Raw genomic sequence first — 12,345 nt, 5'->3', positions numbered from 1 at the left:
GCCAGGAAGGAACCTTTTGGGTACTAAGCGTGAATTGAAGAAATGGTTGAAGCAGTATCTGCTTGATCGCCCTGCTGTTACCAGGGAAGTGGCGCCCGTTCATCGCTGGGAGTTGGATTATCCTTCAGATATGCGCAGCGCGCAGTTTTCTGAATCTGGCCGTGTCGTACAAGGCTGGGTACTGCTGAACACCGAGCATGCCGAATGGCAGCAAAAGCTGACCATCGTGGCCGCTTGGGAGCCTGCTTATGAGCTTTGCCACCCGCTTGAAATAGAGCGGGCGGATGTAATCGAGCGTGTGCTGGGCGCTTCTGATGAAGACCATCTGCAACGTTACTGCGGTTTTCGGTTTACGGTACCGCCAAGCCTTACCCGGTTTACGTTATGGTTGGCGTGTGAAGACCAGCGTTGGCTGCTTCAGGTAGTTGAAATCAATCCACCCGAAGCCCTTCAGGCGCCAGAAACCCTGAAAGTCCTGGAAGGCAAGGCAGGTTGGCTATTTCTGAATAACGATACCAATGCAAGTGTGGACCAGTATCGCGGCCGATTACGCCTCACTCCACGCGGGCTGAGTGGCTGGCAGCGTTACCTAAGTGCCTTTTACGCGCTTGCTGAAAAGCAGAAAGCGGCGTCGGCGGTGCTGGTGGCGCCTTCCAAGGAGAGCGTGATGGGGCCTGGGTACCACCCTTACGCGGAAGGCGCAGGTGGGCCCATTCAACAACTGTTAGCGTTGCCGGAAGCTCAGGTGCTGGTTTATCCCGTGCAGGCATTAATGGCACTAGGTGATGACGCATTTATTCAGACCGACACGCATTGGACGCAGCGGGGCGCCATGGCGGCGTCCAAGGTGCTGGCAGCGGCGCTTGGGCTTGATGAACGGGCGGTGGAGAACACCTTTGTCGATGATGAGTATGGTGAACTTTCCTTGACCGGTGATTTGGGCAGTAAGCTAAAACCCGAACGAACCTGCCGTATCAGCTCGCTGCACACGTTTAATTATCATCAATACCGCTGTTTTGATAATGGCCTGCCCAACTTTGGACGCCTGGTAGTGCTTGCCAATGGAAAGGCGTTGATGCCGGGTACTTGCTTGATATTTGGTTCTTCATCCAGCTATTCGATGTTTAACTACGTGAGTCGGCTGTTTAAGCGTGTAGTGTTTGTGCATAGTGCTGGTAATCTTGACCCTGAAGTGGTCAAGGCTGTACAGCCTGAATTTTTGGTCGCTCAAACGAATGCGCGTTTTGTGGTGCAGGTGCCCAGTGCTAGTTGTTCGTTGCAGGCGTTGATCGCTGAAAAAAAAGCGTGTCTTTCTGAGGAGGAGGTCATGATGGTGGCCAAGCGTCGTATAGGTGTAGAAACGCATAACCCTGTCATTTCCTCACTGGGTCTTTCTCCTTGGGTGGTTACATAAGGTGTCTTCCGGGATGTTGCAAACGCTGCTGGCTGTTAAGATACCCGCTTTTTTAAAGCTGGGTACGCCGCTGACACAATGAAGAGAATCCAACCCTATGAGGCGCCCAGTAAGTGGCGCCTTCATCATCGTGCTCCCCAGCAATTTATTCCGTTGCAGCAGCTATCGGTCGCTGCTCGCCCCGGTGAATGGCAGTCACTTGGCTCGCAGCCTCTTTTTCAGTTGCGTGGGCAATTGCCGGTGGCTGGCTGGAACATGCTTGAAATTGCCTGTGAGTGTGACAAGAGCGGCATCGTTGCCACCTTGACGCTTGAAACGGCGCGGCAATCCATCACGGTGGATTTCCCGCTACGCATGGGCAAGATCACCAAGCGGTTGGTTTACGTGCCGTTTGGGCTTGGGCGCATGACGCTGGCGCCGGTCAGCACGGAGTGCATTTTTTCCTATAGCCATTTCAGGTTTGTGTGGTTGACACCCATGTTTGCCTATAACCGCTTGTTTCAGCGGTTGACCAACATGCACCAGCACTACCGCGACTTGCCATTGGCCGAAGTAAAGCAGAGCTTGCAGCAGCAGGCGCGCAAACAGAGTCGAAAATGGCAGACTATCGCCCTTGAAGATTACGATAGTACCTTTATCAGTATGTCGACAAGGCGCCATTACCAGCAGTGGATCCGCCAGGTTGAGCGCCGCCGTGGGCCAAACGAGCAAGATGCCAAGGAGCGGCGCCAATTTGCCTGCAGCGTGCTGCTGGTAAGCGTCAGCCCCTTGGCAAACGATGTTAAAGCCTTCAAGAAAGCCTTGAGTCATAGTTTGGCGAGTTTGGCGGAACAGTCGCTTTTCCCCCGTCAGGCGCTACTGCTAATAACCCCCGCTGTTCATCAACAATTGCATAGCTGGCTGGCGGAATGGATGCGCGAGCTTCCCTTTCTGGAAGTAAAGGAGAGCGAAGCGCAAAGCGTGGCAGCACAGCGCTTGGAAGCACTGACCTATTGCGAGCACCCTTGGGTGTGGTTTCTACGCCCTGGCGACCGTTTGGCAGATAATGCTCTGTTCCATGCCGCCAGCATTGCCCACGATAACCCCCAAGCGCAGATGCTGGTGGCCGATGAAGACAGCTTGGACGAGGACGGCGTACGTCATTCGCCGCAGTTCAAGCCAGCGTTCAATTCGGATATGCTGCTTTCCATGCCATATGTAGGGCGGGCGGTATGTTACAAGCGTGCGTTTTTGCCAAGGCTTACCGTACAAAGTGATGCAGGGGGCGCGGCTAACGCAGATTGGTTGGACTACTCGCAAGTTCTAAGCGTTATGCGCCGCGCCGATTTTACGCACGCCATGCTGGCGCATATTCCCCATGTTGCCTATCACGGAGTGCCCGAAACGGCTAGCGCCTCCTATGTTTCGCTGGTTCAGCAGCATCTTGACCAGTTGGGCGCGGGGGCCAAGGTAAGTGAAGGGTTGTTACCCGGCACTCAGCGAGTACGCTGGCCAATGCCTGAGCCCAAGCCTTTAGTGACTCTATTGGTGCCCACTCGCGATGGTGTGAATATTCTTCGCCCCTGTGTCAACGCGATATTAGAGCGTACCGACTATTCCCATTTTGAACTCCTGATTCTTGATAACCAGAGTAGCTGTGCTGAGACGCTGTCCTACCTGAAAGATGTGGAAGCTCGGGATTCACGGGTTAAGGTGCTGCATTGGAACCATTCGTTTAACTATTCGGCCATTAATAACTTTGGTGCTGCTAACGCGAAAGGCAGCATCATTGGATTAATCAACAACGATATCGAACCCATTGAAGGCACCTGGTTAACCGAAATGGTCGAACAGGTGTCACGCCCTGAAATTGGCTGTGTCGGCGCCAAACTTTATTATCCTAATGATACGGTTCAGCACGGTGGGGTAATTTTGGGGTTAGGGGGCTTGGCTGGCCATGCGCACCGTTTCTTCCAGCGCGACGAAGACGGTTATATGGGGCGGCTCAAGGTAACTCAAAATCTTTCAGCCGTTACCGCTGCCTGTTTGTTGGTGCGTAAGTCAGTCTTTGATGAAGTGAATGGCCTGAACGAGACTGACTTGGCTGTGGCTTACAACGACGTTGACTTATGCATTAAGGTACGAGAAGCGGGTTACCGCAATCTTTGGACCCCCTACGCGGCGCTCTATCATCACGAGTCGGTCTCACGCGGTGCAGATGATACGCCTGAGAAACGCGCAAGATGGCTAAGTGAGTATGCCTATATGCGCAACGCGTGGGGCGAACTGCTCGACAGCGACCCTGCCTATAACCCTAACCTAACGCTAGTCCACGAAGATTTCTCGTTACGTTAACAAGATCGTAAGTGAGAAATAGTAGGCGATGAACAATTAGCCTGGGTTCAGCGTACATCGACGGCCCGGCGCAAAGCAGCGCACCGCGCGGCCAGGGTTGGTTGCCAATGCATAGGCGGCTGGCGCCGCCTTTCGCGGGTGCCGCAGGCTCGTTCCTCGCCTGCGTTACCACGCGCTACGATTTGCTGTATCGATGTGAAGTGGTTCATATAGTGCGTAAGCGAAGCGCACCCGCAGCGGCGGCCCGGCGCAAAGTAGCGCACGCACCGCGCTGCCGGGATTGGTTGCCAATGCATAGGCGGCTGGCGCCGCCTTTCGCGGGTGCCGCAGGCTCGTTCCTCGCTTGCGTTACCACGCGCTACGATTTGCTGTATCGATGTGAAGTGGTTCATATCGTGCGTAAGCGAAGCGCACCCGCAGCGGCGGCCCGGCGCAAAGTAGCGCAACCGCGCTGCCGGAGCTAAACCTCCCAACAGCCATTAGGGTGAGAAAAAGAGGCGTAACAGTGAACAGTGAGGCACGCTGGGTGGTGCTTAGCGATGGCGGTAGACCTACGGAAGATATCTATTTTCTGGAATCAGCCGCGCCTGCTTTACGCCAACAAGGGGCAACGGTTAATCGGATAACGGCTTCGCGCTCATTGGGCGCTGCACTTGTCCATGGGCGAACGTTTTTAAAGCGCTACGCGGGTGCGAACCTGCTACTTTGCCGCTCATTATCGCCTGGCTGGTTACGCTGGTTGGAACGTCATCGCAATTCTTTTGGCTATATCGCCTATTTGATTGATGACGATATTGCCGCTGCTGCCAACGACCCAACGCTACCTGCTGCTTATCGCCAGCGTATGGCGCGCATTGTTCACCTTCAGCCACGTTTGTTGATGTTAAGCGATGAAGTGGTGGCTTGCAGCGAACAGCTCGCGCAGCGTTTTGTTGCCCAGCATGGCCACGTTTCGGTATTAACACCGCCATTGATTGCGTCATTGCCGAACCTTGAGCATTTTAGGCTACCTCCTTCAGCACCGATGCCGTGGAAGATTGGTTTTCACGGTACGCGTGCCCATCTTACGGATCTGCTGTATCTAGCGCCTGCATTAACGGCGGTTCAACAGGGCAGGTCAGATACTCAACTTGAAATAATGCTGGGTAAACACACGCCCGCCCAACTGGCGGGTTTGCCACGCGTTAAAACACCCGACCCATTGCCCTGGCAGGCGTTTCGGTCCTACCAGGCAAGCTGTCGGTTACATATTGGCGTAGCACCTCTTTTGGAAACACCGTTTAACCAGGGTAAGTCGTTCATCAAGTTTTTGGATATTGCCGCGATGGGGGGCGTGGGTATTTACTCAAACCGCTATCCCTATACTGAGATCGTCCGCCATGGAGAGAATGGTTTGCTGGTGGACGACGCGCCTAAGGCGTGGCAGGCAGGTTTAATACAGCTGCTTGATAATCCCGAAGAAACCGCCAGGATGGCGGCTCAAGCAGCGCGGGATGCATTCGCTATGGGTGATTCGCAAATAGCGGCAGCATTTTGGCGGTTACGACAAGGGCGTTTGAGCTGACGGAGTTTAGTCCTTGCTTGCCGGGGAAAGGACCAATGGTTTTGATAAACTAACTCGTGCGTTTTTTATTCAGCTTTAGGAAGTAACTAAAAATGAAAATTGCCGTTGCCGGTACGGGGTATGTGGGGCTTTCCAACGCTATGCTGTTGGCACAACACCACGACGTGGTCGCGGTGGATATTGTGCCTGAAAAGGTTGAGTTGCTGAATAATCGCCACTCTCCGATTGAAGACGCTGAAATAACGGCGTTTTTGCAGCGTGACGATCTGCGTTTTTCAGCCACGCTGGATGCCGAGCAGGCCTATGCGGATGCGCAATTTGTCATTATCGCTACCCCTACCGATTACGACCCGCAAACCCATTATTTTAATACGCAAAGTGTTGAAGCGGTGATTGAGCAGGTGATGCGTATTAACCCCCAGGCGGTTATGGTGATTAAGTCCACGGTGCCCGTGGGCTACACCAAGGGGGCCTCGGCGCGCTTTAATACCCAAAACCTTATTTTTTCCCCGGAGTTTTTGCGTGAAGGCAAGGCGCTTTATGACAACTTGTATCCTTCCCGCATTATAGTGGGCGAGTGTTCCGAGCGTGGTGAAACCTTTGCTGCGCTTTTAAAGCAAGGGGCGGCGGCCGAACATATTGAAGTATTACTGACTAATAGCACGGAAGCCGAAGCAATCAAGTTGTTTGCCAATACTTACCTCGCCATGCGGGTAGCGTACTTTAATGAGTTGGACAGCTACGCAGAATCCCAGGGGCTGAATACCAAGCAGATTATTCAGGGCGTTGGCTTGGACCCGCGTATAGGTAGCCATTACAACAACCCAAGCTTTGGCTACGGCGGTTACTGCCTGCCCAAGGATACCAAGCAACTGCTAGCGAACTACGCCGATGTGCCGAGTAACATGGTTCAGGCCATTGTAGATGCCAACCGTACGCGCAAGGATTTTATTGCAGAGTCGGTACTGCGTCGTAACCCTTCTGTGGTTGGCGTGTATCGTCTGATTATGAAAACAGGGTCGGATAACTTCCGCGCCAGTGCCATGCAGGGCGTGATGAAGCGTATTAAGGCGAAAGGTATAGAAGTAGTCGTTTATGAACCGGTATTAGAAGAAGATAAGTTCTTCGGTTCAACCGTTATGCGTGATTTAGCGGCATTTAAAGAGAAGTGCGATATTATTTTAGCAAATCGTATGGTGCCAGAGCTTCAGGATGTTGAAGCCAAGGTATATACCCGCGACCTGTTTGGCAGCGATTAAGCGTATATCATGCGGAGTGGTTCAACCGTAGTGTGCGGTAAGCGAAGCGCACCCGTAGCGGCGGCCCGGCGCAAAGCAGCGCACCGCGCTGCCGGGGTAGGCCAAGGTGGCACATCCGGGCGGCTGGCGCCGCCTCTCGCGGGTGCCGCAGGCTCGTTCCTCGCCCGCGTTACCACGCGCTACGATTTGCTATATCGATGCGGAGTAGTGTAGTGCGCGGTAAGCGAAGCGCACCCGCAAAAGCAGCGCACCGCGCTGCCCGGGGTTGGAGTTGGTTGCCATGCCTAGGCGGCTGGCACCGCCTCTCGCGGGTGCCGCAGGCTCGTTCCTCGCCCGCGTTACCACGCGCTACGATTTGCTATATCGGTGCGGAGTGGTTCATGTAGTGCGCGGTAAGCGAAGCGCACCCGCAGCGGCGGCCCGGCGCAAAAGCAGCGCACAGCGCTGCCGGGGTTGACGTTGGGTGCCCATGCACGGGCGGCTCTGGCACCGCCTCTCGCGGGTGCCGCAGGCTAGCGCCTCACAATATATCAGTGACCAGCAACAGGCCGTCACGTTTGGCAGGCTCGGCAGAGCAACGATTAAGCTGATTAGGAAGATGTTTGTATGGAAGCGATTATAAATGCATTTTTTGACGAAATGCCCGATGCCAATGTTGCCAAAGAACGCGTCGCCTTTGGTACTTCTGGCCACCGTGGCCGCGCAGGTGAGCGTACCTTTAACGCTGCTCATATTGTTGCTATTACTCAAGCCGTGGTGGATTTTCGGCGTGAGGCAGGCTACCAGGGCCCGCTGTTTCTAGGCTTCGATACCCACGCGCTTTCCAGGCCAGCCTGGGAGTGTGCACTGCAGGTATTGGTGGCTAACGACGTACCGGTATTGGTTGAAAAAGGCCACGGCTATACCGCGACGCCGTTGGTTAGCCACGCCATTTTGCAACACAACGCGTCCAACGCAGCGTTGGCCGACGGTTTGATTATTACGCCGTCGCATAATCCGCCTGAAGATGGTGGTATTAAGTACAACCCCGCCCACGGTGGTCCGGCCGATACCGACGTGACATCGTGGATTGAGTTACGTGCCAACGCGTACTTGCTGCGCGAACTGGACGATGTGCCGCTTGTTTCTCTAGAAGAAGCACTTGCCCATGCGCAAGAGTACGATTTTACCGCTCATTATGTGGCAAGCCTGAACAGCGTTATCGACATGAAGGCCATTCAGCGGGCAGGCCTGCGCTTGGGAGCCGACCCGATGGGCGGCACTGCGCTGCCCGTATGGCAGGCGGTTGCAAAGCACTATGCGCTGACACTGGAGGTAGTCAATACTCAGGTGGATGCGTCCTTTGCGTTTATGCCGCCCGACCACGACGGTAAAACCCGTATGGATTGTTCAAGCTCGGCGGCGATGGCGAATCTGTTAACGGTGAAAGACCGCTTCGATATCGCCTTTGGCAACGACCCGGACGCCGACCGCCACGGTATTGTGGATGCCAATGGCTTGATGAACCCTAACCACTTTTTAGCGGTGTGTATTGATTACCTGATGACGCATCGGCCTGAGTGGGCGGCGTCGCTAAAAATTGGTAAGACGCTGGTATCATCTTCCATGATCGATAGGGTGGTAGCGTCTCATAACCGCGAGCTTTATGAAGTGCCGGTTGGGTTTAAGTGGTTTGTCGAAGGCCTGCATAAAGGGTGGTTGGCCTTTGGTGGCGAAGAAAGTGCTGGCGCCAGCCTGTTAACCCGCGATGGGGCAGCGTGGTCAACCGATAAAGACGGTATCGCGCTGTGCTTGCTGGCAGCAGAGATCTTAGCTGTCACTGGTAAAACCCCTAGTGCCTATTATCGCGAGTTGACTCAGCGCTTTGGCGAGCCTTGCTATAAGCGAGTCGATACCGCTTGTACGCCTGAAGAAAAAGCGGCTTTCAAAAAGCTGAACAGTGACAGTGTGACGGCACAAACACTGGCAGGAGAGGCGATTACCGCTGTGCTGGTGACAGCGCCCGGTAATGGGGCGAGCATTGGAGGTATCAAGGTGACCACCGAAAATGGCTGGTTCGCTGCACGCCCCAGCGGCACAGAATCGCTCTACAAGGTATATGCTGAAAGCTTCAAAGGCCCTGAGCATTTGGATGAGTTGATTGAAAGCGCCAGGGCGTTGCTTTCGGCTATTTTATAGCGCGTTACCCGCCAGCAGGTGGCGCCCGTTACGAAATGAAACAAGGAAATCAGTAATGACCCAGGTGCGCAAAGCGATTATTCCCGTCGCCGGTTTTGGTACGCGGTTGTTGCCCATTAGTAAGGCCATCCCCAAGGAAATGGTGCCTGTTGTGGATCGCCCCTTAATTCAGCACGTTATAGAGGAAGCATTGGCAGCTGGTATTAATGAAATTATCCTGGTGACACGTTCAGGTAAATCGGCGATTGAAGACCACTTTGATGCCCATGTTGAGCTTGAGGACGCACTGGCCAGTAAGGGGAAAGATGCATTGCTGGCAACGCTTGCAGCCATTGCCCCGCCAGAGCTTAAAATTACCAGCGTGCGCCAGGCAAATGCTAAGGGCTTGGGGCATGCAGTTTTTTGTGCTGCGCATTTACTGGGTAACGATGAGCCGTTTGCGGTTATCCTTCCGGATGTGTTGGTAAAGCCCCAGCCAAGCAGTAATACCTGTGATTTGGGGCGTATGGTGGCGCTTTGGGACGCCAGCAGCGCCGCGCAAATTATGGTGGAAGCCGTGCCTCAGGAAGATGTTTATCGTTATGGTATTGTTGACTGTGATGAGCCCAGCGCCGGTGAAAGCGCGGATATGCGCGGCGTGGTCGAGAAACCCAAGCCCGAAGACGCGCCTTCACGGTTGTCGGTCATTGGCCGGTATATTCTGCCGTATCGGGTTATGGAGCTTTTACGCGACCAGCCGCCTGGCGCTGGTAATGAAATTCAGTTGACTGACGCCATTGATCGCTTAATGCAGGAAGGTCAGCAGGTCCAGGCGTTCCGAATGAAAGGGCGCACCTTCGATTGCGGCCATATTGAAGGCTGGCTGCAAGCGAATAACACGCTTGCCCGTGAAGCGGGCTATAACCTGTAAGTTAGCACGTATATATGTTTGCATCGTAAGCCGCCATTTTTGGCGGCTTTTACGTTTTAGGGTTTGTACGAAAAGTCGCTGAGCGAAGGCCAGACCAGGCAAAAATCAGAGAAAAAACGGAGTTTACATGGGTAAATGAGTATTTTGAGCTGATTTTTAACGCCGTATGGTCGAGCGCAAGCAGTTTTCGTACAAAGCCAAGGGTGCGGGTTAAAACGATGTAGCAGACAAGGGGGCGGTATGAATGAATTGTTAACAGAAGTATGTGCGATTGCTCGTGAGGCGGGCGATGCTATTTTACGTGTTTACGCTCAACCGTTCGATGTAGCGATTAAAGCGGATAACAGCCCCGTTACCGCCGCCGATAACGCGGCAAACCAGATTATTTTAGACAAGCTGAAAGCGCTTCCAGAGGGGATCCCCATTCTTTCCGAAGAAGGGGGCGAGACGTTCACCGGGCCGGATGCCAGCGGGCGCTACTGGCTGGTGGACCCGTTGGATGGCACGAAAGAGTTTGTAAAGCGTAATGATGAGTTCACGGTGAATATCGCCCTCATCGAGAACGGCAAGCCTGTATTGGGCGTTGTGCTGGCACCGGTATTTAACGTGGCGTATATCGCAGCTAGCGGCGTGGGGGCGTTTAAGATTGATAAGTACGGGCAGCGAGTCGCTATTCATGTTTCCGGTAGGCCAAAAGAAGGTACCCCGTGGCGCGTAATGGGGAGCCGTTCCCATGCCAGCCCCTATTTGGAAGATTGGTTAAAACAGCTAGGCCCCCACGAGACAAGGCCCATGGGCAGCTCGTTGAAATTTGGCATCATCGCCGAAGGCAGTGCCGATGTATATCCACGCCTCGGCCCCACCAGCCTATGGGACACCGCCGCCGCGCAAGCGGTCGTCGAACAAGCGGGTGGACGAGTAGTAACCCTGGACGGCACCCCGCTTTGTTATGCCAACCCCAACGAAACCCTCAACCCGGATTTTGTTGTTTGGGGGCATTAGCGAGAAAAGCGCCGCCACCACGTAAATGATGCATAGGCAGTGCGGCTCCAGACCAAGGTGGCACATCCGGGCGGCTGACGCCGCCTTTCGCGGGTGCCGCAGGCTCGTTCCTCGCCTGCGTTACCGCGCGCTACGGTTTGCTATATTGATACGGAGAGGTTCATGTAGTGCGCGGTAAGCGAAGCGCACCCGCAAAAGCAGCGCACCGCGCTGCCGGGGTAGGCCAAGGAGGCACGCCCGGGCGGCTGGCGCCGCCTTTCGCGGGTGCCGCAGGCTCGTTCCTCGCCTGCGTTACCACGCGCTACGATTTGCTATATTGGTACGGAGAGGTTCATGTAGTGCGGTGTAAGCGAAGCGCACCCGCAAAAGCAGCGCACCGCGCTGCCGGGATTGGGTGCGGCACATCCGGGCGGCTGGCACCACCCCTTGCAATAGATACTACTTACAGGCTGTTATTCCCAGTCCATTTTGGAAACGTCGGGAATGCGTTCTGAACCCCAGTCGCTTTCGTACCACCCTTTTTTTACGTATTGATGGAAGCTTGACCACTTCCAATCGCGAGGTGCTCTGCTCCAGCCGTGTTTCACCGGGTTATAGTGAATGTAATCGATATGCTGCTGCCAGTCGTTTTCGTCCCGAATAACGTGCTCCCAAAAACCTCGTTGCCAAGCGTTTGGGTTTCCAGAGGGAAGGAGGAAATCTTTCGATGCATACTTTTTGATATCTCTCCAACGAGAAGAGTAATCAGAATCATCTTCCGGGAGGGTCCAAAGGCAGTGGAGGTGATCAGGGAGAAGTACAAACGCCTCCATCACAAAAGGTTGCTCCTCGCGTACTCGACGAAAAGCTCTCCCAAGCGCATTAATATTGAGTTGATCGGCGAGTAGCGGCTGGCGTGAATGGGTCACGACCGTAAAGAAATAGCTGCCTCCGGGCACGTAGGCTCGCCGATAAATTGCCATTACTGCCTTCCTTTAAAATATTATAAATATTACGAGGTAAGGTTAATGGCTTATGAGGTGTATGTCATCTTGAGGGCATTTTGCTCGCGGGTGCGCTAACGCCACATTACAAGGTTTGAATGTAGTGCGCGGCAGGGCTTTGGCGCGCCCGCGATGGTGCCAAAAGGCGGTAAGAGCGTTTAACGATGGTGCTGCTGTTCGCGTTCGGGCTGCCACAAGATGGCGTCGATACGCAGGCGGACTTCGGAGTTATTGGGTAAAGGCCAATCAATAATATCGCCTACTTTAAGGCCGATAAGGCCCGCGCCAATGGGTGCCATTACCGAAATGCCGTCCTCAACCGTGCTGAGTGCATGGGGGTAAACCAGTGTACGCACCATTTGGCGCCCACGGGTTAAGTCAGTGAAGCGGATTTGGCTGTTCATGCTGACCACGTTGTCGGGGATTTCCTGGGGATCAATCACTTCCCCGCGGGATAGCTCTTCCTCAAGCAGTGTGGCCACGGCAAGCTCTTTATCCGTAGCGTTATCAATCAAGCGCTGCAAGCGCTCTGCATCAAGACGGTTAATAGTAATGGGAGGACGTTGTCCCATGGTCACTCTCCTTGGAAAGCATTGAAATCAATCGGATACTTTTATTTAACAGTAAATAAACGATTTTATAGCTGTCAATAAAAACAGTCCTCCCTGAAAAGGGAGGACTGTTTGCCATGACCAGTGTAA

Annotated in this window: 9 protein-coding genes; 7 read left to right on the top strand and 2 right to left on the bottom strand. The window is 54.1% G+C overall.

Annotated elements, in window-relative coordinates; genetic code table 11:
• Window positions 1-16: 16 nt before the first annotated feature.
• The 7 genes from ACT3R4_RS01555 (at window position 17) to cysQ (ending at window position 10,661) form a co-directional block, all read left to right on the top strand.
• Complete coding sequence (locus ACT3R4_RS01555; protein WP_441679575.1) at window positions 17-1,414, top strand: alginate O-acetyltransferase AlgX-related protein; 1,398 nt, start codon at window positions 17-19, stop codon at window positions 1,412-1,414.
• Window positions 1,415-1,492: 78 nt separating this feature from the next.
• Window positions 1,493-3,748 carry a glycosyltransferase family 2 protein gene (locus ACT3R4_RS01550; protein WP_441679573.1) on the top strand — a complete coding sequence of 752 codons (2,256 nt, stop codon included), beginning with the start codon at window positions 1,493-1,495 and terminating at the stop codon, window positions 3,746-3,748.
• Window positions 3,749-4,253: 505 nt separating this feature from the next.
• Window positions 4,254-5,312: a glycosyltransferase gene (locus ACT3R4_RS01545; RefSeq protein ID WP_441679571.1), complete on the top strand. Its 1,059-nt coding sequence runs from the start codon at window positions 4,254-4,256 to the stop codon at window positions 5,310-5,312.
• 92 nt (window positions 5,313-5,404) lie between these two features.
• Window positions 5,405-6,571 carry a nucleotide sugar dehydrogenase gene (locus ACT3R4_RS01540; RefSeq protein WP_441679569.1) on the top strand — a complete coding sequence of 389 codons (1,167 nt, stop codon included), beginning with the start codon at window positions 5,405-5,407 and terminating at the stop codon, window positions 6,569-6,571.
• 606 nt (window positions 6,572-7,177) lie between these two features.
• The gene (gene pgm / locus ACT3R4_RS01535; RefSeq protein ID WP_441680234.1) at window positions 7,178-8,749 is read left to right on the top strand and encodes a phosphoglucomutase (alpha-D-glucose-1,6-bisphosphate-dependent); all 1,572 of its coding nucleotides are present in this window, start codon (window positions 7,178-7,180) and stop codon (window positions 8,747-8,749) included.
• Window positions 8,750-8,804: 55 nt separating this feature from the next.
• Window positions 8,805-9,659: a UTP--glucose-1-phosphate uridylyltransferase gene (locus ACT3R4_RS01530; protein WP_193054197.1), complete on the top strand. Its 855-nt coding sequence runs from the start codon at window positions 8,805-8,807 to the stop codon at window positions 9,657-9,659.
• Window positions 9,660-9,899: 240 nt separating this feature from the next.
• Window positions 9,900-10,661: a 3'(2'),5'-bisphosphate nucleotidase CysQ gene (gene cysQ, locus ACT3R4_RS01525; RefSeq protein ID WP_193054196.1), complete on the top strand. Its 762-nt coding sequence runs from the start codon at window positions 9,900-9,902 to the stop codon at window positions 10,659-10,661.
• A gap of 452 nt (window positions 10,662-11,113) precedes the next feature.
• On the opposite strand, the gene ACT3R4_RS01520 is transcribed toward cysQ, so the two are convergent.
• Both ACT3R4_RS01520 and rnk read right to left on the bottom strand, forming a co-directional pair.
• The gene (locus tag ACT3R4_RS01520) at window positions 11,114-11,623 is read right to left on the bottom strand and encodes an REP-associated tyrosine transposase (RefSeq protein WP_441680232.1); all 510 of its coding nucleotides are present in this window, start codon (window positions 11,621-11,623) and stop codon (window positions 11,114-11,116) included.
• A gap of 179 nt (window positions 11,624-11,802) precedes the next feature.
• Window positions 11,803-12,216 (bottom strand): nucleoside diphosphate kinase regulator, encoded by a 414-nt coding sequence (gene rnk, locus ACT3R4_RS01515; protein WP_193053109.1) that lies wholly within the window; start codon window positions 12,214-12,216, stop codon window positions 11,803-11,805.
• Window positions 12,217-12,345: the final 129 nt, after the last annotated feature.

Origin of the sequence: Halomonas sp. AOP7-E1-9 (assembly GCF_052376035.1) — a bacterium.
Lineage (GTDB): Bacteria > Pseudomonadota > Gammaproteobacteria > Pseudomonadales > Halomonadaceae > Vreelandella > Vreelandella citrativorans.
Note: the sequence above shows the minus strand (reverse complement) of the source record. Positions and strands in the feature narration are given on the sequence as shown.

Bases quoted from the DNA above. Each gene is read 5' to 3' on its own strand.
- ACT3R4_RS01550 (WP_441679573.1), top strand. From the start codon at position 1,493: ATGAAGAGAATCCAACCCTATGAGGCGCCCAGTAAGTGGCGCCTTCAT.
- ACT3R4_RS01540 (WP_441679569.1), top strand. From the start codon at position 5,405: ATGAAAATTGCCGTTGCCGGTACGGGGTATGTGGGGCTTTCCAACGCT.
- pgm (WP_441680234.1), top strand. From the start codon at position 7,178: ATGGAAGCGATTATAAATGCATTTTTTGACGAAATGCCCGATGCCAAT.
- ACT3R4_RS01530 (WP_193054197.1), top strand. From the start codon at position 8,805: ATGACCCAGGTGCGCAAAGCGATTATTCCCGTCGCCGGTTTTGGTACG.
- cysQ (WP_193054196.1), top strand. From the start codon at position 9,900: ATGAATGAATTGTTAACAGAAGTATGTGCGATTGCTCGTGAGGCGGGC.
- ACT3R4_RS01520 (WP_441680232.1), bottom strand. From the start codon at position 11,623: ATGGCAATTTATCGGCGAGCCTACGTGCCCGGAGGCAGCTATTTCTTT.
- rnk (WP_193053109.1), bottom strand. From the start codon at position 12,216: ATGGGACAACGTCCTCCCATTACTATTAACCGTCTTGATGCAGAGCGC.